Source organism: Pseudomonas wuhanensis (genome assembly GCF_030687395.1).
Classification (GTDB): domain Bacteria; phylum Pseudomonadota; class Gammaproteobacteria; order Pseudomonadales; family Pseudomonadaceae; genus Aquipseudomonas; species Aquipseudomonas wuhanensis.
The window spans coordinates 4884685-4904725 of record NZ_CP117430.1; the positions used below are offsets into that span (position 1 = coordinate 4884685).

A 20041-nucleotide genomic window follows, 5' to 3' on the forward strand; every position below is an offset into this window, starting at 1 on the left:
GGGCAAGCCTCGCTCCTACAGTCACCATCAATTTCCGTGCAGCTCTCTCACGGTGTGCGGTTACGACGGGTTTCGATGATGTTCGGCAACTGGGAAATCCGCCCCAGCAACCGCCCCAGTGCATCCAGCCCCGGAATCTCGATGGTCAGGGACATCAACGCCGTGTTGTCCTCTTTGTTCGAACGGGTGTTGACCGCCAGCACGTTGATCCGCTCGTTGAGCAGTACCTGCGACACGTCACGCAGCAGACCGGAACGGTCGTAGGCACGGATGATGATGTCCACCGGATAAGTGAGCACCGGCACCGGCCCCCAGCTGACCTGAATGATCCGCTCCGGCTCGCGCCCGGCCAGTTGCAGCACCGAGGCGCAGTCCTGACGGTGGATGCTCACGCCACGGCCCTGGGTGATGTAACCGACGATGGCGTCCCCCGGCAACGGCTGGCAGCAGCCGGCCATCTGGGTCATCAGGTTGCCGACGCCCTGAATCTGGATGTCGCCACGCTTACCCGGTTTGTAGCCAGTCGCTTTGCGCGGGATCAGTTCCAGCTGTTCGTTGCCGCGTTCCGGCTCGACCAGTTGCTGCGCCAGATTCACCAATTGCGCCAGGCGCAAATCGCCTGCGCCCAATGCGGCGAACATGTCCTCGGCGGTCTTCATGTTGGCCTTCTCGGCCAGCTTGTCGAAGTCCACCTGCGGCAGGCCGAGGCGATTGAGTTCGCGCTCGAGCAAGGTTTTACCGGCCGCGACGTTCTGATCGCGCGCCTGCAATTTGAACCAGTGAACGATCTTCGCCCGCGCCCGCGAGGTAGTGATGTAACCCAGGTTCGGGTTCAGCCAGTCGCGGCTCGGAGTGCCGTGCTTGCTGGTGATGATCTCGACCTGTTCACCGGTTTGCAGGCTGTAGTTGAGCGGCACGATCCGCCCGTTGATCTTGGCGCCGCGGCAGTTGTGACCGATTTCGGTGTGCACGCGGTAAGCGAAGTCCAGCGGTGTCGCGCCCTTCGGCAAGTCGATGGCGTGACCGTCCGGGGTAAAGATGTAGACCCGGTCCGGCTCGATATCAACGCGCAGTTGTTCGGCAAGGCCACCAATATCACCCAGCTCTTCGTGCCACTCGAGCACCTGACGCAGCCAGGAGATCTTCTCTTCGTAGTGGTTCGAGCCGGACTTGACGTCGGTGCCCTTGTATTTCCAGTGGGCGCAGACCCCCAGCTCGGCTTCTTCGTGCATCGCATGGGTGCGGATCTGCACTTCCAGCACCTTGCCTTCAGGGCCGATTACCGCGGTGTGCAGCGAGCGGTAGCCGTTCTCCTTCGGGTTGGCGATGTAGTCGTCGAACTCTTTCGGAATGTGCCGCCACAGGGTATGGACGATGCCGAGCGCGGTGTAGCAGTCACGCATTTCCGGCACCAGCACACGAACAGCGCGCACGTCGTAAATCTGGCTGAATTCCAGACCCTTGCGCTGCATTTTGCGCCAGATCGAATAGATGTGTTTGGCCCGACCGCTGATGTCGGCATCGACGCCGGTGGCCTGCAACTCGTCTTTGAGTTGGGTCATCACGTCGGCGATGAAGCGCTCGCGGTCCAGCCGTCGCTCGTGGAGCAACTTGGCGATCTGCTTGTACTGATCGGGCTCAAGATAGCGGAAGGACAAGTCCTCCAGCTCCCACTTGATATGACCGATGCCGAGGCGGTGGGCGAGCGGCGCGTAAATGTCGAAGACTTCACGGGCGACGCGATTGCGCTTCTCGTCGTCGGCTGTTTTCACCGCGCGGATCGCACAGGTGCGCTCGGCCAGCTTGATCAGCGCGACGCGCACGTCGTCGACCATGGCCACGAGCATTTTGCGCAGGTTTTCGACCTGGCCCTGAGTGCCCAGTACCAAGGATTGACGGGGGCTCAGGCTGGCGCTGATCGCCGCCATGCGCAACACGCCGTCGATAAGTTTGGCGACCACCGGACCGAAACGCTGGCTGACCGCCGGCAACTGGATCTGGCCTTCGCGTACGCCGCGGTACAGCACCGCCGCGACCAACGAATCCTGGTCGAGTTTGAGGTCGGCGAGAATCTCGGCGATTTCAAGGCCCGTGCGGAAACTCGAGGTCCCTTCGGACCACAGATTCTTCGCCGCATTGGCTTGTTGTTCGGCCTCGCGAGCGAACTCGCAGGCTTCCTTCAAGGCTTCGCGATCCAGTGCCGCATCGACACTGACCGCATGATCGAGCCAAGCCTCGAGATTGATACTGCCGTCGGTGTTGATCGGCTGGTGTGCTCTCACCTGTACCATCTTGCTTTACCTTCCCTACGACGCAGATTCAATGCGTCAAATCGCTGACCGTTGCTGCCCGTGTGCACTCGCGGGGCTAAGACGAATGCGCTTTGCACGAGCGGGTCAGTCGGACCAGACGAGCCGTCCTAGCTCGCGTCAAATAACGCCATGGCCTCGACATGTGCCGTCTGAGGAAACATATCGAGAATCCCGGCACGTTTTAACCGGTAGCCCTGCTTGATCAATTCGGCCGTGTCGCGCGCCAACGTTGCAGGGTTGCACGACACATACACCAATCGTTTGGCGCCCAGGGACGCCAGCTTGCGCACCACCTCGAAAGCGCCGTCGCGAGGTGGGTCCAAGAGTACCGCACAAAAGCCTTCATCGGCCCATTCGGCATCGGCCAAAGGCTGGGATAAATCGGCCTGAAAAAACTTTGCGTTATGCAGATTATTGCTGACAGCATTCGCGGCGGCACGCTCGACCATCGCCTGCACGCCCTCCACCGCCACCACTTCGCGAACGGTTTTGGCCAGCGGCAAGGCAAAGTTGCCCAACCCACAAAACAGATCCAGAACCCGCTCATCAGATTTCGGCGCCAACCACGCCAACGCCTGGGCGACCATCGCTTCGTTGACCCCGGCATTGACCTGGATGAAATCCCCCGGCCGATACGCCAGGTTCAAGTCCCACTGTTCAAGGCGATAGCCCAGCGACTGATCGGCCTCGACCGGTTGGGGCTCGCCCTCCCCATGCAGCCACAACTGGGCTTCATGGAACGCGCAGAATTCCTTGAGGATGGTCATGTCGGCTTCGGACAACGGCGCCATGTGCCGCAGCAATACCGCCAATGACGAACCACTGAACAACTCCACATGCCCCAGTGCCTGAGGTTTGCTCAAGCGCCGCAGCATCTCCGGCAAGCGGGTCATGATCGGTTGCAAGGGCTGTACCAGCACCGGGCATTCGTTGATGGCGACGATGTCCTGACTGCCGGCAGCGCGGAAGCCGACCTCGAGTTTTTTCGCTTTCATGTCCCAACGCACCGCCACTCGGGCGCGACGACGGTAGCCGAATTCCGGACCGCTCAACGGCGCTGCCCACTCATCAGGTTCGACACCGGCAACCCGCGACAATTGCTCGGCGAGCATGCGCTGTTTCAGGGCGAGCTGTTCGTTGTGGGGCAGATGCTGCACGCTGCAACCGCCACAACGAGCGGCATGAGCGCACGGTGCCGGGCGGCGCAATTCACTGGACTGGAACACGCGCTCGGTGCGCGCCTCGACCACTTTTCCGTGGGCACCCAAGACCCGCACCTCGACATCTTCACCGGCCAATGCGCCGATGACGAACCAGGTGCGACCTTCGAAAAACGCGATACCGCGACCGTCATTGGCCAGGCGCTCGATGGTCAAGCGCTGCTTTTTGCCGGTCGGGACTTGCGGGGCCTTGCTGCCGCCCGTGGGCTGGAAGCGCAGGCCTCTCTCGTGCTTGGCCATCAGTTGGGCGCGTCGAAAATGCCGGTCGACAAGTAACGGTCGCCACGGTCGCAGATGATCGCGACGATCACCGCGTTTTCAACTTCCTTGGACAGACGCAGCATCGCCGCCACGGCACCGCCAGAAGACACACCACAGAAGATGCCTTCTTCGCGGGCCAGACGACGGGTCACGTCTTCGGCTTCGCTTTGCGCCATGTCGACGATCCGGTCCACGCGATCGACCTGGTAGATCTTCGGCAGATATTCCTGCGGCCAGCGACGGATGCCCGGAATCGCCGAGCCTTCCATCGGTTGCAGGCCGATGATCTGCACGTTGTCGTTCTGTTCCTTGAGGTAGCGCGAAACACCCATGATGGTGCCGGTGGTGCCCATCGAGCTGACGAAATGCGTGATGGTGCCCTGGGTCTGACGCCAGATTTCCGGGCCGGTGGTGGTGTAGTGCGCCTCGGGATTGTCGAAGTTGGCAAACTGGTCCAATACTTTGCCCCGGCCCTCGGCTTCCATTCGCTGGGCGAGGTCGCGCGCGCCTTCCATGCCTTCTTCCTGGCTGACCAGAATCAGCTCGGCGCCATAGGCCGTCATCGCGGCTTTGCGTTCGGCGCTGGAGTTGTCCGGCATGATCAGGATCATCTTGTAACCCTTGATCGCGGCAGCCATGGCCAGGGCGATCCCGGTGTTGCCCGAGGTCGCTTCGATCAGCGTATCGCCGGCGTGGATCTGCCCGCGCAATTCGGCGCGGGTGATCATCGACAGCGCCGGACGGTCCTTGACCGAACCCGCCGGGTTATTCCCTTCGAGCTTGAGCAAAAGGGTGTTGCTGGTGGCGCCAGGCAGGCGCTGCAAACGGACCAGCGGAGTGTTGCCGACGCAATCGGCGATGGTTGGGTACTGCAAGGTCATGGCGTATTCGCAATCCAGACTGCGGGGGCGCCTATCATACCGGCAAACGTGCGCAGGCCATATCACGCAAAGTAAGGGGCTTATGGTTTATGGGAATAAGGGCGGTTTTTATCGTGGATGTGAGGGGCCTCTTCGCGGGCAAGCCCGCAATGGCGTCATCAGCCAATAAAGCAACTCGGCCGTGTTTAAGGGATTGCCTGGCCAGGGGCACCCCAAGGTTTGTCCCTGGCCACCAAAGCATGGAACTGGCCGACGAATGACGACATCAATTTTACGAAGATTGCCCGCATGCAAATCGCTACACTGCGCAGGTGGCACGTGCCGGACGCATGTGCAGGTCAATAAACAGCTGGATGCGGGAGAGATGCGTGCTCAAGAAACTGGGAATTAAAGGCCGCGTGCTGTTGCTGACCCTGTTGCCGACCACCTTGATGGCGCTGGTTCTGGGCGGCTATTTCACCTGGATGCAGCAATCGGACCTGCAAGCCCAACTCATGCAGCGCGGCGAAATGATTGCCGAGCAGCTGGCGCCGCTGGTGGCACCGGCGATGGGTCATAAAGACAACGACCTGTTGGAGCGCATCGCCACCCAGTCCCTGGAACAAACCGACGTGCGCGCGGTGACCTTCCTCGCCCCCGACCGCACGCCGCTGGCCCATGCCGGCCCGACCATGCTCAATCAGGCCCCTTTGGGCAACGGTTCACAGTTGCTGCGCCGCAGTGGCAATGACGCCACGCGTTACCTGCTGCCGGTGTTCGGCAAGCACCGCAACCTGGCCGGCGACCTGATCCCGGATGAATCCGACCGTCTGTTGGGCTGGGTCGAACTCGAACTGTCCCACAGCGGCATGTTGCTGCGCGGTTACCGTAGCCTGTTCGCCAGCCTGCTGCTGATCGGAGGGGGGCTGGCCGGTGCGGCGTTATTGGCGTTGCGCATGGGCCGGACCATCAACCGGCCGCTGAGCCAGATCAAACAAGCCGTGGCGCAGCTCAAGGACGGGCACCTGGAAACCCGCCTGCCGCCCCTCGGCAGCCAGGAGCTGGATGAACTGGCGTCCGGTATCAACCGCATGGCCGGAACCCTGCAGAACGCTCAGGAAGAATTGCAAAACAGCGTCGACCAGGCCACCGAAGACGTGCGTCAGAACCTGGAAACCATTGAAATCCAGAACATCGAGCTGGACCTGGCACGCAAGGAAGCCCTTGAGGCGAGCCGGATCAAATCCGAATTCCTGGCCAACATGAGCCATGAAATCCGCACGCCGCTCAACGGCATTCTCGGCTTCACGCATTTGCTGCAAAAAAGCGAGCTGACCCCGCGCCAGCTCGATTACCTGGGCACCATCGAAAAGTCCGCCGACAGCTTGCTGGGGATCATCAACGAGATTCTCGACTTCTCGAAAATCGAGGCCGGCAAACTGGTGCTCGACCATATTCCGTTCAACCTGCGCGACCTGCTGCAAGACACCTTGACCATCCTCGCCCCGGCCGCCCACGCCAAAGAGCTTGAGCTGGTGAGCCTGGTTTATCGCGATACACCACTGTCGCTGGTGGGCGATCCGCTGCGACTCAAGCAGATCCTCACCAACCTTGTGAGCAACGCGATCAAGTTCACCCGCGAAGGCACCATCGTCGCCCGAGCCATGCTCGAAGAAGAGCATGAAGACAGCGTGCAACTGCGCATCAGCATTCAGGACACCGGCATCGGTCTGTCGAATCAGGACGTGCGCGCCTTGTTCCAGGCCTTCAGCCAGGCCGATAACTCGCTGTCCCGGCAACCTGGCGGCACCGGCCTGGGGCTGGTGATTTCCAAACGCCTGATCGAACAGATGGGCGGCGAGATCGGCGTCGACAGCACACCGGGTGAAGGCTCGGAATTCTGGATCAGCCTGAGCCTGCCCAAAACCCGCGACGATGCCGAAGACCTGCCCGGCCCACCCTTGCTCGGTCATCGGGTGGCGGTTCTGGAAAACCATGAGCTGGCCCGTCAGGCATTGCAGCATCAACTGGAAGACTGCGGTCTGATGGTCACGCCGTTCAACACCCTGGAAAGCCTGGCCAATGGCGTGACCGGCGCCCATCAGACCGATCAGGCCATCGGTCTGGCAGTGCTCGGCATCACCAGCAATGACATGCCGCCGGAGCGTCTCAACCAACATGTCTGGGATCTCGAACACCTGGGCTGCAGAGTGTTGGTGCTGTGCCCGACCACCGAACTGACGCTGTTCCACCTCTCGGTGCCCAACCCCCACAGCCAGCTGCAGTCCAAACCGGCCTGCACGCGCAAACTGCGCCGGGCCCTGTCCGATATGGTCAACCCGCGCCAGCAGCGCAGCGACCCCGGCGAGCCGCTTTCCAGTCGCGCGCCGAAAGTCCTTTGCGTCGATGACAACCCGGCCAATCTGCTGCTGGTGCAAACCCTGCTCGAAGACATGGGCGCCAAAGTGCTCGCGGTGGAAAGCGGTTACGCCGCGGTCAAGGCGGTGCAGAACGAGACCTTCGACCTGGTGCTGATGGACGTGCAGATGCCCGGCATGGATGGCCGCCAAAGCACCGAAGCCATTCGTCAGTGGGAAAGCGAGCGGCATTGCACGCCACTGCCGATCGTCGCCCTCACCGCCCACGCGATGGCCAACGAAAAACGCGCGTTGCTGCAAAGCGGCATGGATGACTACCTGACCAAACCCATCAGCGAACGGCAACTGGCGCAGGTGGTGTTGAAATGGACCGGCCTGGCGTTGCGCAATCTGGGGCCGGAGCGCTCCAGCGAAAGCAATCACGGTAATGAATTGCAGGTGCTCGACCACGACGAAGGCCTGCGCCTGGCGGCCGGCAAAGCTGATCTGGCGGCGGACATGCTGGCAATGCTGCTGGCCTCCCTGGAGGCTGACCGCGAGGCCATCCGCGTCGCTCGTGAAGCCAATGACCAGAATGCCCTGATCGAGCGAGTCCATCGCCTGCATGGGGCCACCCGTTATTGCGGCGTCCCGCAGTTGCGCTCCGCCTGCCAGCGCAGCGAAACCCTGCTCAAGCAACAAGACCCCAAAGCCTCCGGTGCCCTGGAAGAACTCGAACGAGCCATCAATCGCCTGGCGGCCCATGCGCGTATCGATGCCTGATGCAGCGCAATAACGCCGGGCGCCTTGCAGGCTAAGCTCAAGGTCTGTAGCAGCTGCCGAAGGCTTGCTACACAGCCAGGAGGACAACATGCGCACGATTCTTTTCAGCAGCCAGACCTACGACCGCGACAGTTTCATGAGCGCAGACCTGCCCGCCGGCATCGAGTTGCATTTCCAGCCGGCGCGCCTGAGCCTCGACACCGTGGCGCTGGCGGAGCATCACGAAGTGGTCTGTGCCTTCATCAATGATGACCTCAGTGCTCCGGTACTCGAACGTCTGGCCGCGGGCGGCACACGCCTGATCGCTCTGCGCTCGGCCGGTTACAACCATGTCGACCTGGCGGTGGCCAAGCGCCTGGGACTTTCGATTGTGCGGGTTCCGGCCTACTCGCCTCACGCGGTGGCCGAACATGCGGTGGCGCTGATCCTGGCGCTTAACCGCCGACTGTACCGTGCCTACAACCGTACTCGTGAGGGGGATTTCAGCCTGCACGGGCTGACCGGTTTCGACCTCGTGGGCAAGACCGTCGGCGTAGTCGGCACCGGGCAGATCGGCGCGACCTTCGCGAAAATCATGAACGGCTTCGGCTGCCGGTTGCTGGCCTGTGATCCTTACCCGAACCCGCAGGTCGAAGCGCTCGGCGCGCGCTACCTCAGCCTGCCGCAACTGCTGGCCGAGTCGCAGATCATCAGCCTGCATTGCCCGCTCAATGAACAAAGCAAACACTTGATCAACAGCGAAGCGCTGGCGCGTATGCAGCCCGGCGCGATGCTGATCAACACCGGGCGCGGCGGCCTGGTGGACACGCCGGCGCTGATCGACGCGTTGAAGGACGGCCAATTGGGCTATCTGGGGCTGGACGTGTATGAAGAGGAGGCGCAGCTGTTTTTCGAGGATCGGTCCGACCTGCCGCTGCAGGACGATGTGCTGGCGCGCCTGCTGACCTTTCCGAATGTCATCATCACCGCGCACCAGGCCTTCCTCACCCGCGAAGCCCTGGGCGCGATTGCCGCGACCACCCTGCAGAACATCGCGGCCTGGGCGGCCGGTTCGCCACAGAATCAGGTCGAGAGCTGATCGGCTCAGGCCTTGGACAAAAGGATCATCAGGGCCAGCCAGCCGAAGCCCAGCAAGCGCTGCCCCAGCGAATGCCCGCGACGCAGCAGGAACCAGACAAAAAACGGCGGCAGAAAGAAAATCATCAGTTTCAGCCATTGCTCCACCGGACGCGGCCCGCCGGGTGCCGGTGCCGGGATCTCTGCCTCGACTTCGGTTTTACGTTTGCGCCCGAAAGCGGCCGGGGTCACTCTGGGCACGCTCTCATTGGTCGGTAAACGCCCGAAAGAAAGAGGCGCCTGCGTTGCCGTGGATGTAGCGGCTTCTGCCACCGCAGGTGCACCGCAATGAATGCAAGCAGGCGCCGTAGAGCTGATGCGTTGCTTGCACTCAAAACATTCGATCAACGCCATTTCTGTTCCTTAGAGATGCAAAAGCGGCAGTGTGCCATGACTCGGCAGGTCATTTGAACCAGATCGAAGGTTACATGCCCGCGCCATGCTGCGTTCATGCCCGTGCTAGCATATCGCGCATATTTGGAGGACCCATGGTCGAACACGATTTTCGCTACAGCCTGATGAACCCGCAACACACCCTCACCGAATGCCGCGCCCTCGTGCCGGGGCGTTATCAAGTCACCGGCAACGGTGGCTCGATTCGTAATAACGACGTGCTGATAGTGACCCTTAAAGGCAGCAAGGACTTGTCCATGCGCCTGACCGTCGAAACGGTTCGCCATCTGATCAACCCGCCGGGCCAATGGGTCGCGGTGGCCAGTGGTCCGGTGTTCGGCGAACTGGCAATCCACACCTGGAAAGTCAACTGCGACAGCTGCGCCAAAGAGCTGAGCTTTGAGTTCGCGGTCGACGCCAAGCTGGGCAACAAGGCGGAAAAACCGGCGGCCACTGCGCGCATTGCCGAGCTGGGCTGGGCCACAGTCGGTGACAAGCACCTGTGCAAGAAGTGCCAGGAGCCTGCGTAATGAAACGCCTTGCTCTGACCGCCATGGCTGGCGCCAGCCTGTTGGGCTGCGCCGCCGAACCGGTGCAATTGCAACAAAATCGCAGCTACATTCTGGAATGGATCGGCGAGCGTCCGCTGATGGACTACAGCCATCTGACCATCACCCTCGATGAAGACGGTCGGGCCTATGGCAATGGCGGCTGCAACCACTGGTTCGCGCCGTATACCCTGGAAGGCGACAAGCTGAGCTTCGGCAAGATCGGCAGCACCCGCAAAATGTGTGCGCCGGCGTTGATGGAGCAGGAGAAACGCTTCCTGCAGGCGCTGGAGAACGTGCAGCGCTGGGATGTATCACCAATCGACCAGATGCGCTTCTGGCCGGCGCAAGGCAAACCGTTGCGTTGGTGGCTTGAAGAGGGTTGATCACCCCGGTTGTAGCCAACTGAACAACTGTGGCGAGGGAGCTTGCTCCCGTTGGGCTGCGAAGCAGCCCTAAACCCTGAAGCCTCGGTTCATCAGACATTGCGCCTGCACAGGTTTTGCGACTGCTGCGCAGCCGAGCGGGAGCAAGCCCCCTCGCCACAAAGCTCCCTCGCCACAGGTCGGCGCTCGGTCAGTTGACCGCCTGCAACGCCTCAAGCTTCGCCATCACCCCCGCCGCCGTTTGCTCGCCCATCAACTGTTCCCGCACCTTGCCCTTATTATCAATGATGTAAGTCACGGGCAGCGCTTCACTGCGCGGCAACTCGAAAAGGTCGGCCGGATCCTGGGCCAGCACGGTGAACTTGATCCCTAGTTTTTCACTGGCGCTTTTCAGCTCTTCGCCCTGCACATTGTCGAAGTTGACCCCGAACACCCCGATCTTCTTGCCCTTGAGCTGCTCGGCCAGCACGTTCAATTCAGGAATCTCTGTCCGGCACGGGCCGCACCACTCAGCCCAGTAATTGAGCACCAGCCATTGTTTGTCCAGACGCTCGGCGGCGACTTTGTGGCCATTTTGGTCGGTACCATAGTCATTGCCGCAGCCTCCCAGTAATAACGCCCCCATGATCGCCAATGCCGCTGCCAGTCGCCTTGTCATGTCTCAATCCTTGTCAAAAATAGAATGCACCTGCGACCCATCGCCTCCCAAGGTTCTGGATTACGCGCCGCACAGTTAGAATAGCCGTCACTTTACGCAAGAAGCGACCCGCACATGACCGATCTGACGCTTTATCACAACCCGCGCTGCTCGAAATCCCGCGGTGCGCTCGAACTCATCGAAGCCCGTGGCCTGACCCCAACCGTGGTCCGCTACCTGGAAACCCCGCTGGACGCCGCGCAAATCCAGAGCCTGCTGAGCAAGCTCGGCATCAGTGCCCGGCAATTGCTGCGCACCGGCGAGGACGAGTACAAAACCCTCAACTTGGCCGATAGCAATTTGAGCGAGGCACAATTGATCGCCGCCATCGCTGCGAACCCGAAACTCATGGAGCGGCCGATTCTCGAAGTCGGCGACAAAGCCATCATCGGCCGTCCACCGGAAAATGTGCTGGAGTTGCTGCCGTGAGTGCGCCGTACATTTTGGTGCTGTATTACAGCCGCAGCGGCTCGACCAATGAAATGGCCCGGCAGATTGCCCGTGGCGTCGAGCAGGCCGGCCTGGAAGCGCGCCTGCGCACCGTGCCGGCGATCTCCACTGAATGCGAAGCGGTGTCGCCGGACATTCCCGATGAAGGCGCGCTGTACGCCAGCCTCGACGACTTGAAGAACTGCGCCGGCCTGGCCCTCGGCAGCCCGACCCGGTTCGGCAACATGGCCGCACCGTTGAAGTACTTTCTCGATGGCACCAGCAACCTGTGGCTGACCGGCGCGCTGGTGGGCAAACCGGCCGGGGTCTTCACCTCGACCGCGAGCCTGCACGGCGGCCAGGAAACCACGTTGCTGTCGATGATGTTGCCGTTGCTGCACCACGGCATGCTGATCACCGGCCTGCCTTACAGCGAGTCGGCGCTGCTGGAAACCCGCGGTGGCGGCACGCCTTACGGCGCCAGCCATCACGCCGGTGCCGATGGCAAAAGCGGTTTGAATGAACACGAAGTTGCGCTGTGCCGGGCCTTGGGCCTGCGGTTGGCGAAGACTGCGCAAAAGTTGGTGAGCTGACATGGCCAAAAAGCCGAAGATTCTGCCCTCCATCGAATGGCTCGAACCGCGAGTAAGGGCGATGCGCGTCATCAGCCTGCTGTGCTTTTTCGGCCTGGTGGGACTGCTCTGCGTCTACTACCTGGTATTCGCCGATCTGCATGGCGCGCGGCCATGGGTGATTCTGCTGATCGAACTGGTGCCGCTGCTGTTGCTGGCGCCGGGGATGATCATCGGCAGCGCCCGTGGGCATTCGTGGATGTGTTTTGTGGTGAACCTGTATTTCATGAAAGGCGCATTGGCCGCCTATGACCCGAACCGGCAACTGTTTGGTTTACTGGAGATGGGCGCCAGCCTGGCGGTGTTCTGCTCGGCAATGTTGTATGTGCGGTGGCGGTTTCAGTTGAATCGCAAGTTGGCGGGTGAAGGCGAGACCAGCGTCGCTTGACACACCGCCATCGCAGGCAAGCCAGCTCCCACAGGATCTGTGTTGAAACACAATGGTGTGATCAACTCAAAACCCTGTGGGAGCGGGCTTGCCCGCGATGAAATCGACTCGGTCTCAATGATTCACGGTGTAAGCCAGCATCATCGAAATCTGGCTCATCGGCCGTCCACCGCTCTCTTCATGCCACTGGTTGAACGCATTCTGCACCGTGGCCATGTCCCTCAGACTAGTCGGCACCTTATCGACGATCTTCTGCGCACTCAGCGCTGCTACCACGTCGTAGCTCGGCACGAAGGTGTCCTTGCCCACCATCCGCAAGAATCGCGGTGCCGATAACCCGCCCAACTGATGCCCGTGTTTTTTCAGGTAGGTCCACAACCCGACGATGTCGGTCACCGGCCATTCGGCGATCAACGCGCCAAAGCTGCCCTTCTCATGGGCCACGTCCAGAATGAACTGCGCATTGCGCGGTACGCTCTTGAGTTTGCCCAGGTGGCGGATGATCCGTGCGTCCTGCATCAAACGCTCCAGATGCTCGGCGCTCATCAGCACGACTTTTTCCGGGTCGAACTTGAAGAACACCTCTTCGAACGCCGGCCACTTGGCGTCCACCAGGCTGTGCTTGAGCCCGGCGCGGAACACCCGCAACGCCATGGTCGAGAGGTAGCGGTCGTCGCTGATCTTGCGCAATTGCGCCGGGGTCTTGGGAACGGGCAGATGGGCTTCCAGTTCAGCCGCCGAACCGAAGCGGTTCAAGCAGTATTCGTTCAGCCACTTGTAGTCGCGCATGCCCTCTCCTGAGGATTGAAATGAAAACGGCGCCTGCGAGCGATAAAACCTGTGGGAGCGGGCTTGCTCGCGAAAGCGGTGTGCCATTCAACATGAATGTTGGCTGACACTACGCATTCGCGAGCAAGCCCGCTCCCACATATCGCTCAGAGGTTTACTACGTTGACGAACCGCGATGCGGCGGTTTCATCGATGCGCAGATTGGTGAAGTCAAACAGATTGCGGTCGGCCAGTTGCGACGGGATCACGTTCTGCAAACTGCGGAAAATGCTTTCGGTCCGGCCAGGGGTCTTGCGTTCCCAGTCCTGCAGCATCTCTTTAACCACCTGGCGTTGGAGGTTTTCCTGGGAGCCACAGAGGTTGCACGGGATGATCGGGAATTGCTTGAAGTCCGAGTAAGCCTGGATGTCTTTTTCGTTGCAGTAGGCCAGCGGGCGGATCACCACGTTGCGACCGTCGTCGGCGCGCAGCTTCGGCGGCATGGCCTTGAGCGAGCCGTTGAAGAACATGTTCAGGAAGAACGTCTCGACGATGTCGTCGCGATGGTGACCAAGGGCCATTTTGGTCGCGCCGATTTCATCGGCAAAGGTGTAGAGCGTGCCGCGACGCAGGCGCGAGCACAGCGAACAGGTGGTCTTGCCTTCCGGGATCAGCTCCTTGACCACCGAATAGGTGTCTTTCTCGACGATGTGGTACTCGATGCCCAGTTCTTTGAGGTAAGCCGGCAGCACGTGCTCGGGAAAACCTGGCTGCTTCTGGTCCATGTTCACGGCCACGATCTCGAACTTGATCGGGGCGACCTTCTGCAAATGCATCAGCACGTCGAGCAGGGTGTAGCTGTCCTTGCCACCGGACAGGCAGACCATGACCTTGTCGCCGTCTTCAATCATGTTGAAATCGGCGACAGCCTCACCCGCCTGGCGGCGAAGGCGCTTTTGCAGTTTGTTCTGGTTGACCGTAAGAGTGCCCATGACGCGAAATCCGTGAGGTGTGACGAAAGGCCGGCATTTTACGCAAAAACCTATGACTTGAGCATACCCCTGTGGCGAGGGAGCTTGCTCCCGCTCGGCTGCGAAGCAGTCGCAAAATCTGCCGCTACGGTTTGCCTGACACAACAGGGTGGATGTCTTGGGGCCGCTTCGCGCCCCAGCGGGAGCAAGCTCCCTCGCCACAGGTTTCATTCGGCACAGACCCGGCGGCGATTAACAGGATTTTTTACAGCGCGATTTGCTCTAAGCCCTTCGCACTATTACCGGTAACTCCTTTCTATACTGCGGCATAAGGTCGCACACATATTCAGACCTGTACTTACCTGGCCACTTTGGCCCGTAAGCGCTCCGCTGGGGGGCGATGGCAACAACAAGAGGAGTGACTGGCATGATCCATCACGTAGTGGGGCTCTTCACCCACCCTGACCAGGAATGGAAAGAAATCCGTGGCGACCAGGAGGAAAGCATCAGCCACATGTACCTCACGCATACCCTGATTCTGGCGGCGATCCCTGCCGTGTCGGCGTTTATCGGCACCACGCAGGTCGGCTGGGTCATTGGTAACCGGGCGCCGGTAATGCTGACCATGGAAAGCGCGCTGTGGATGACCATCATGTCGTACCTGGCAATGCTGGGCGGTGTCGCGGTGATGGGCGCGTTCATCCACTGGATGGCCCGCACCTATGACGCCAACCCGAGCCTGGCACGCTGTGTCGCGTTTGCCACGTACACCGCGACTCCGCTGTTCATCGGCGGTCTGGCGGCGCTGTACCCGCACATGTGGCTGGGAATGATCGTCGGCACCGCGGCCATCTGCTACACGGTGTACCTGCTGTATGTGGGCCTGCCAACGTTCATGAATATTCCGTCGGACGAGGGATTTCTGTTTTCAAGCTCGGTGCTCGCCGTAGGACTGGTGGTGCTGGTGGCTATCATGGCGTTCACGGTGATTGTCTGGGGACTTGGCGTGGGGCCGGTCTATACCAATTAGCAACACACCCACCAAAAACAAGATCTGCCAACACAGGCCGCCGCAAGGCGGCCTTCTACTCTCTAAGTAAGAGCAGGAGGTACGACCATTCGGCGCCTCGGCGATTCGCAACTCCCGAGGGTTGCGGCATACTCGACGTCTCTGGAGATCCATCAAGCATGCCCGAGCAACTCAATACCCGCGTCGAAGACTGTTTCCAACAAGCCGAATCCTTTTTCAAACGACCTTTCAAACGCCCTGTGGTGAGTCTCAAGCTGCGCGGGCAAAAAGCCGGTGTCGCACATCTGCACGAGAACCTGCTGCGCTTCAATCCGCAGTTGTACCGGGAAAACACCGAAGACTTTCTCAAACAGACCGTGGCGCATGAAGTCGCGCACCTGATCGCCCATCAACTGTTCGGCGACCGCATTCAGCCTCACGGCGAAGAGTGGCAATTGATCATGCGCGGTGTTTACGAACTGCCGCCCAATCGCTGCCATACCTACGACGTCAAACGCCGCAGCGTGACGCGCTACATCTACAAATGCCCGTGCGCCGACAGCGATTTCCCGTTTTCGGCGCAGCGTCATGGTTTAGTGAGGCAGGGGCGGCGGTATTTGTGCCGGCGCTGTCGCAGCACATTGGTGTTTAGTGGGGAGATGCGGGTCGAATAACCCCATGATCATTCCCACGCTCCGCGTGGGAATGCATCCCGTGACGCTCTGCGTCACAGTGGACGCGGAGCGTCCATGGCGGCATTCCCACGCGGAGCATGGGAACGATCAATCAACTCACTACTTTCGCCATACGCAGCTCTTCAATCCGCTCAACACTAAACCCCAACTCCCCCAACACCTGATCGGTATGTTCACCCAGCCCCGCCCCGATATGCCGCGGCTCGGGCAACCCATTCGAAAACTTCAACGGGCAGGCCATCTGCGCCTGAGTCGAACCATCGCCCCTCGGCACCTCAGTCACCAATTCCCGCGCCTTCAACTGCGGATGCCGCACCGCTTCACCCAGGCTCAACACCGGCTCGACGCACGCATCGACCCCGGCAAACAGCTCACACAACTCGGCAAAGTCGTATTTTTCGAATTCAACTTTCAACGCTTCCTTGAGTGCCTGTTGCCGGGCCGGTTCGGGCGCCAACCCTTGGGCCGCCAATTCCGGCCGGCCCAGCGCCGTGCAGAGTTGTTGCATGAACACCGGCTCCAGACTGCCCACCGACAACCAGCGCCCATCGCGCGAGCGGTAGTAATCGTAGAAGCTGCCACCATTGAGCATCTGCGCTTCCCTGCCCGGCTCCACGCCACAGGCCAGGTACCCGGCACCGGCCATGGCATTCAAGCTGAAGGCGCAGTCGGTCATGCTCACATCCAGATGCTGCCCCTGCCCGGTCTGCTGCCGCGCGATCACCGCCGCCAGCAGGCCGATCACCCCGTGCAGCGAGCCACCCGCGACATCCGCCACCTGCATGCCCAACGGCAACGGACCGCCGTCGGCACGGCCGGTGTAGCTCGCCAGCCCCGCCAACGCCAGGTAGTTGATGTCGTGGCCGGCGCGATCCTTGTAGGGGCCGGTCTGGCCATAACCGGTGATCGACACATAAATCAGCTTCGGGTTGATCGCCTTCAAGGCGTCATACCCCAAACCGAGCCGGTCCATCACGCCGGGACGAAACTGCTCAAGCACAATGTCGTAGCCCTGCAGCAACTGCTTGATCACCTCCAGCGCCTCGGGCTGCTTGAGGTCCAGGGCCAGGCTGCGCTTGTTGCGGTTGAGGTACGCGTGGCTGGCCGACACGCCTTGATCATGCGGCGGCAATATTCGCAGCAGGTCCATGCGGGTCGGCGATTCGATGCGCAGCACCTCGGCGCCCATGTCTGCCAGCAGCAACGAGGCGAACGGCCCCGGCAGCAGTGTCGAGAAATCCAGAACCTTGAGTGATGCCAGTGGACCGAGCATAAGTGTTCTCCAGTGCAATCCCCCAAGCCTAGGCAGCCGAGGACATTGCAGCAATCACCTTATGTGTCAGCGGCGGTGACCGTTGCGCTCAAATCGCAGGCATGAAAAAACCCGCCGAAGCGGGTTTTTCATGCAGCCAGAGTACTTACTTGACGTTGACCGGGGTTGGGCCTTCAGCCACACCCAGGTCGTCTACTTCACGCTCGTCGGAGATACCGCGACCGCCTGAAGCCAGCTCGACTTGCAGCTTGTCTTCGTCCAGCTCTTTCACCCACTTGGCAACCACGAGGGTGGCCACGGCGTTACCAACAAGGTTGGTCAGCGCACGGGCTTCAGACATGAAGCGGTCGATACCGAGGATCAGCGCCAGGCCGGCCACCGGCAGAGTACCCACGGCCGACAGAGTGGCTGCCAGCACGATGAAACCACTACCGGTCACACCCGCCGCACCTTTGGAGGACAACAGCAGCACCAGCAGCAAGGTGATCTGGTGAGTCAGGTCCATCGGGGTATCGGTCGCCTGAGCGATGAACACAGCCGCCATGGTCAGGTAGATCGACGTACCGTCGAGGTTGAACGAGTAGCCAGTCGGGATCACCAGACCCACAACGGATTTCTGCGCACCCAGGCGTTCCATCTTGATCAGCATGCGTGGCAGCGCGGACTCCGAAGAGGAAGTGCCCAGCACGATCAGCAGTTCTTCACGGATGTAGCGAATCAGTTTGACGACGCTGAAACCGTGCGCGCGGCAGATGGCGCCCAGTACAACGAGCACAAACACGATGCAGGTGATGTAGAAGCAGATCATCAACTGACCCAGTTGCACCAGCGAACCGACACCGTAGGCACCGATGGTGAAGGCCATCGCACCGAATGCGCCGACTGGAGCGAGCTTCATGATCATGTTGATGATGTTGAACATCACGTGAGCAAAGCGATCGATGAAGTCCAGCACCGGCTTGCCGTAGGCACCCAGGCGATGCAGGGCGAAACCGAAGATCACCGAGAACATCAGCACTTGCAGGATGTCGCCGTTGGCGAAGGCGCCGACGATGGTGTTCGGGATCACGTTGAGGACAAAGGCAATGATGCTCTGGTCTTTACCGGCCGAGATGAAGCCAGCGATTTTGCTGGTGTCCAGGGTCGATACGTCAATGTGCATGCCGACGCCCGGTTGCACGACGTTGACCACGACCAAGCCGATCAGCAAGGCAAGGGTGGAGACAATTTCGAAGTACAGCAGCGCATAGCCGCCGGTCTTGCCGACCGATTTCATGTTCTGCATGCCGGCGATGCCGCTGACGACGGTACAGAAGATGATCGGTGCGATGACCATTTTGATCAGTTTGATGAACCCGTCACCCAGCGGCTTGAGGGCCACACCGGTCTGCGGATAGAAGTGACCGAGCAGGATGCCGATAGCGATGGCAACGATCACCTGGAAGTACAGGGATTTATACAGTGGCTGACGAGTCGTCATTGCAAAGTTCCTCAAGAGTGCCTCAGTAACAACATCCGTCTGTTGTCCCTGACACCTCATTTGCGAACCCTCCTGCACTGGAGGGATTTGTTTTGTCGAGCTGCACGCTGGCAGACCTCTGCGGCTTGTATCGCAAGCCTCGTGCCACCTTCGAAAAAAAACCTGCAAGCCTTGTGACATCAAGGGTTACAGGTTTTTTTGGGACGCTAACCAGTCACAACGATGTGGCGGATTTCCGCCCACCAGCCAAACCTCGTCCTGCAATTTGGCGGATATCCGCCTTGTTCATTCTCGACGGGCACCGCTACCATCCATTGCTCAGTGGACGGACCTGCCCCCTATGCGCGAACGCACCATCGCCAGCCATTTCGCCCGCGCCGCCCTCGGTGGCGCGCGTCGGCGTGGCTACGACTATTCGAGTCTGTTGCAGCAACTGGGGATCAGCCCCGAGTTGCTCGAGGAGCCGCGCGCCCGAATCGCACCCGAGCAATTCGCCCGATTGATCCAGGGGCTGTGGCTGGCCCTGGACGACGAATACCTGGGCTTTGGGCAGGCACCGAGCAAACCCGGCAGCTTCGCGATGATGTGCCACGCGGTGATCCACTGCCGCACGCTGGAGAAAGCGCTCAATCGCGGCTTATTGTTTTACAGCCTGTTTCCCGGCGCGCCGCGCCTGACGTTGAGCCGTGAAGGCGACATGGTTCGCCTGAGCCTGGACGATTCGCCGCTGTGGGACCCGGACCATTTCCTCAGCGAAAGCCTGTTGGTGATCTGGCATCGGTTCGGCAGCTGGCTGATCGGCCAGCGCATTCGTCTGGAGCAGGCGACGTTCAGCTATCCGAGGCCCGAACACGGGGCCGAATACGACTTGCTGTTTTCCTGCCCACTGAGCTTTTCCACCGTAACGAGCACGACGGCGCAAAGCAGTCTGTTATTTCACAGTCGCTACCTGAATATGCCGCTGTTGCAGGACGAACGAACCCTCAAGCACTTTCTCGAGCGCTCCCCCGCCGACCTGCTATCGCGCCCCGATGAAGGCGACAGCCTGAGCAGCCAGTTGCGGCGCCTGCTCAGCCGCGACAGCGCGCGCTGGCCGGATCTGGAAGCCGTGGCCGCGCACCTGCACATCAGCCCGCAAACCTTGCGTCGGCATTTGCGCGAAGAAGGCACGAGCTTTCAGGAATTGAAGGACCAGTTGCGGCGGGACATTGCGATTTATCACTTGGGACGGGCGGATTTGTCGTTGCAACAGATTGCCGAGCAGCTGGGGTTTTCCGAGCCTTCGGCGTTTCATCGGGCGTTCAAGAAGTGGACCGGGTTGACGCCGGGGGCCTATCGGGCGCAGGAGAACTGATCGTTCCCTCGCTCTGCGTGGGAATGCAGCCCGGGACGCTCCGCGTCCCTTCCAGAGCCGAACGCGGAGCGTCCGTTGAGGCATTCCCACGCAGAGCGTGGGAACGATC

Annotated in this window: 19 protein-coding genes; 10 read left to right on the forward strand and 9 right to left on the reverse strand. The window is 60.7% G+C overall.

The window, feature by feature from the left end; translation table 11 throughout:
• Window positions 1-47: 47 nt before the first annotated feature.
• The 3 genes from relA to cysM all read right to left on the reverse strand — a co-directional run bounded on the left by relA (window position 48) and on the right by cysM (window position 4674).
• Window positions 48-2291 (reverse strand): GTP diphosphokinase, encoded by a 2244-nt coding sequence (gene relA / locus PSH88_RS22560; RefSeq protein WP_038979473.1) that lies wholly within the window; start codon window positions 2289-2291, stop codon window positions 48-50.
• 128 nt (window positions 2292-2419) lie between these two features.
• The gene (gene rlmD, locus PSH88_RS22565) at window positions 2420-3772 is read right to left on the reverse strand and encodes a 23S rRNA (uracil(1939)-C(5))-methyltransferase RlmD (protein ID WP_305422757.1); all 1353 of its coding nucleotides are present in this window, start codon (window positions 3770-3772) and stop codon (window positions 2420-2422) included.
• Complete coding sequence (gene cysM, locus PSH88_RS22570) at window positions 3772-4674, reverse strand: cysteine synthase CysM (RefSeq protein ID WP_305422758.1); 903 nt, start codon at window positions 4672-4674, stop codon at window positions 3772-3774. The genes rlmD and cysM overlap by 1 nt, the downstream gene beginning before the upstream one ends.
• A 368-nt stretch (window positions 4675-5042) precedes the next feature.
• Here cysM and PSH88_RS22575 point away from each other — a divergent pair, with 368 nt between their 5' ends.
• On the forward strand, window positions 5043-7793 hold the full coding sequence (locus PSH88_RS22575; protein ID WP_305422759.1) for a response regulator: 2751 nt from the start codon (window positions 5043-5045) through the stop codon (window positions 7791-7793).
• An 88-nt stretch (window positions 7794-7881) separates the two neighbouring features.
• Window positions 7882-8871: a 2-hydroxyacid dehydrogenase gene (locus tag PSH88_RS22580; RefSeq protein ID WP_305422760.1), complete on the forward strand. Its 990-nt coding sequence runs from the start codon at window positions 7882-7884 to the stop codon at window positions 8869-8871.
• Between the two features lie 5 nt (window positions 8872-8876).
• On the opposite strand, the gene PSH88_RS22585 is transcribed toward PSH88_RS22580, so the two are convergent.
• On the reverse strand, window positions 8877-9263 hold the full coding sequence (locus tag PSH88_RS22585; protein ID WP_305422761.1) for a hypothetical protein: 387 nt from the start codon (window positions 9261-9263) through the stop codon (window positions 8877-8879).
• Between the two features lie 134 nt (window positions 9264-9397).
• Between PSH88_RS22585 and PSH88_RS22590 the strand changes: the two genes are divergently transcribed.
• A complete protein-coding gene (locus PSH88_RS22590; protein ID WP_305422762.1) occupies window positions 9398-9832 on the forward strand; it encodes a hypothetical protein in 435 nt (144 codons plus the stop codon).
• Window positions 9832-10236 (forward strand): META domain-containing protein, encoded by a 405-nt coding sequence (locus tag PSH88_RS22595; protein WP_123360293.1) that lies wholly within the window; start codon window positions 9832-9834, stop codon window positions 10234-10236. Before PSH88_RS22590 ends, PSH88_RS22595 begins: the two co-directional genes overlap by 1 nt.
• A 190-nt stretch (window positions 10237-10426) precedes the next feature.
• Here the strand turns inward: PSH88_RS22595 and PSH88_RS22600 are convergent, their stop codons facing one another.
• Window positions 10427-10894 (reverse strand): TlpA family protein disulfide reductase, encoded by a 468-nt coding sequence (locus PSH88_RS22600; protein ID WP_305422764.1) that lies wholly within the window; start codon window positions 10892-10894, stop codon window positions 10427-10429.
• Between the two features lie 114 nt (window positions 10895-11008).
• Here PSH88_RS22600 and arsC point away from each other — a divergent pair, with 114 nt between their 5' ends.
• The 3 genes from arsC to PSH88_RS22615 are packed head-to-tail and all read left to right on the forward strand — an operon-like array spanning window position 11009 to window position 12382.
• Window positions 11009-11362, forward strand: a complete 354-nt coding sequence (gene arsC, locus PSH88_RS22605; protein ID WP_305422765.1) for an arsenate reductase (glutaredoxin) — start codon at window positions 11009-11011, stop codon at window positions 11360-11362.
• The gene (wrbA, locus tag PSH88_RS22610; RefSeq protein WP_095634377.1) at window positions 11359-11955 is read left to right on the forward strand and encodes an NAD(P)H:quinone oxidoreductase; all 597 of its coding nucleotides are present in this window, start codon (window positions 11359-11361) and stop codon (window positions 11953-11955) included. Before arsC ends, wrbA begins: the two co-directional genes overlap by 4 nt.
• Window position 11956: 1 nt before the next feature.
• Window positions 11957-12382: a DUF2069 domain-containing protein gene (locus PSH88_RS22615; RefSeq protein ID WP_305422767.1), complete on the forward strand. Its 426-nt coding sequence runs from the start codon at window positions 11957-11959 to the stop codon at window positions 12380-12382.
• A 114-nt stretch (window positions 12383-12496) separates the two neighbouring features.
• Here PSH88_RS22615 and PSH88_RS22620 read toward each other — a convergent pair whose 3' ends face one another.
• Both PSH88_RS22620 and ttcA read right to left on the reverse strand, forming a co-directional pair.
• Window positions 12497-13171, reverse strand: a complete 675-nt coding sequence (locus tag PSH88_RS22620) for a DNA-3-methyladenine glycosylase I (protein WP_007899094.1) — start codon at window positions 13169-13171, stop codon at window positions 12497-12499.
• Window positions 13172-13317: 146 nt separating this feature from the next.
• A complete protein-coding gene (ttcA, locus tag PSH88_RS22625; RefSeq protein WP_258616594.1) occupies window positions 13318-14142 on the reverse strand; it encodes a tRNA 2-thiocytidine(32) synthetase TtcA in 825 nt (274 codons plus the stop codon).
• Between the two features lie 406 nt (window positions 14143-14548).
• On the opposite strand from ttcA, the gene PSH88_RS22630 reads away from it, so the two are divergent.
• Window positions 14549-15151 carry a Yip1 family protein gene (locus PSH88_RS22630; RefSeq protein WP_030131100.1) on the forward strand — a complete coding sequence of 201 codons (603 nt, stop codon included), beginning with the start codon at window positions 14549-14551 and terminating at the stop codon, window positions 15149-15151.
• A 158-nt stretch (window positions 15152-15309) separates the two neighbouring features.
• Window positions 15310-15804: a SprT family zinc-dependent metalloprotease gene (locus PSH88_RS22635; protein WP_008011643.1), complete on the forward strand. Its 495-nt coding sequence runs from the start codon at window positions 15310-15312 to the stop codon at window positions 15802-15804.
• A gap of 112 nt (window positions 15805-15916) precedes the next feature.
• Here PSH88_RS22635 and PSH88_RS22640 read toward each other — a convergent pair whose 3' ends face one another.
• The gene (locus PSH88_RS22640) at window positions 15917-17098 is read right to left on the reverse strand and encodes a CaiB/BaiF CoA transferase family protein (RefSeq protein WP_305422770.1); all 1182 of its coding nucleotides are present in this window, start codon (window positions 17096-17098) and stop codon (window positions 15917-15919) included.
• 145 nt (window positions 17099-17243) lie between these two features.
• Window positions 17244-18578, reverse strand: a complete 1335-nt coding sequence (locus PSH88_RS22645) for a dicarboxylate/amino acid:cation symporter (protein ID WP_305422771.1) — start codon at window positions 18576-18578, stop codon at window positions 17244-17246.
• Between the two features lie 340 nt (window positions 18579-18918).
• On the opposite strand from PSH88_RS22645, the gene PSH88_RS22650 reads away from it, so the two are divergent.
• Window positions 18919-19932, forward strand: coding sequence for an AraC family transcriptional regulator (locus PSH88_RS22650; RefSeq protein WP_305422772.1), 1014 nt, complete (start codon window positions 18919-18921; stop codon window positions 19930-19932).
• Window positions 19933-20041 lie beyond the last annotated feature (109 nt).

Bases quoted from the DNA above. Each gene is read 5' to 3' on its own strand.
- PSH88_RS22620 (WP_007899094.1), bottom strand. From the start codon at position 13,171: ATGCGCGACTACAAGTGGCTGAACGAATACTGCTTGAACCGCTTCGGT.
- PSH88_RS22580 (WP_305422760.1), top strand. From the start codon at position 7,882: ATGCGCACGATTCTTTTCAGCAGCCAGACCTACGACCGCGACAGTTTC.
- relA (WP_038979473.1), bottom strand. From the start codon at position 2,291: ATGGTACAGGTGAGAGCACACCAGCCGATCAACACCGACGGCAGTATC.
- arsC (WP_305422765.1), top strand. From the start codon at position 11,009: ATGACCGATCTGACGCTTTATCACAACCCGCGCTGCTCGAAATCCCGC.
- PSH88_RS22645 (WP_305422771.1), bottom strand. From the start codon at position 18,578: ATGACGACTCGTCAGCCACTGTATAAATCCCTGTACTTCCAGGTGATC.
- PSH88_RS22615 (WP_305422767.1), top strand. From the start codon at position 11,957: ATGGCCAAAAAGCCGAAGATTCTGCCCTCCATCGAATGGCTCGAACCG.
- PSH88_RS22600 (WP_305422764.1), bottom strand. From the start codon at position 10,894: ATGACAAGGCGACTGGCAGCGGCATTGGCGATCATGGGGGCGTTATTA.
- PSH88_RS22585 (WP_305422761.1), bottom strand. From the start codon at position 9,263: ATGGCGTTGATCGAATGTTTTGAGTGCAAGCAACGCATCAGCTCTACG.
- PSH88_RS22635 (WP_008011643.1), top strand. From the start codon at position 15,310: ATGCCCGAGCAACTCAATACCCGCGTCGAAGACTGTTTCCAACAAGCC.
- ttcA (WP_258616594.1), bottom strand. From the start codon at position 14,142: ATGGGCACTCTTACGGTCAACCAGAACAAACTGCAAAAGCGCCTTCGC.
- PSH88_RS22650 (WP_305422772.1), top strand. From the start codon at position 18,919: ATGCGCGAACGCACCATCGCCAGCCATTTCGCCCGCGCCGCCCTCGGT.
- cysM (WP_305422758.1), bottom strand. From the start codon at position 4,674: ATGACCTTGCAGTACCCAACCATCGCCGATTGCGTCGGCAACACTCCG.
- PSH88_RS22630 (WP_030131100.1), top strand. From the start codon at position 14,549: ATGATCCATCACGTAGTGGGGCTCTTCACCCACCCTGACCAGGAATGG.
- rlmD (WP_305422757.1), bottom strand. From the start codon at position 3,772: ATGGCCAAGCACGAGAGAGGCCTGCGCTTCCAGCCCACGGGCGGCAGC.
- PSH88_RS22640 (WP_305422770.1), bottom strand. From the start codon at position 17,098: ATGCTCGGTCCACTGGCATCACTCAAGGTTCTGGATTTCTCGACACTG.
- PSH88_RS22595 (WP_123360293.1), top strand. From the start codon at position 9,832: ATGAAACGCCTTGCTCTGACCGCCATGGCTGGCGCCAGCCTGTTGGGC.
- PSH88_RS22590 (WP_305422762.1), top strand. From the start codon at position 9,398: ATGGTCGAACACGATTTTCGCTACAGCCTGATGAACCCGCAACACACC.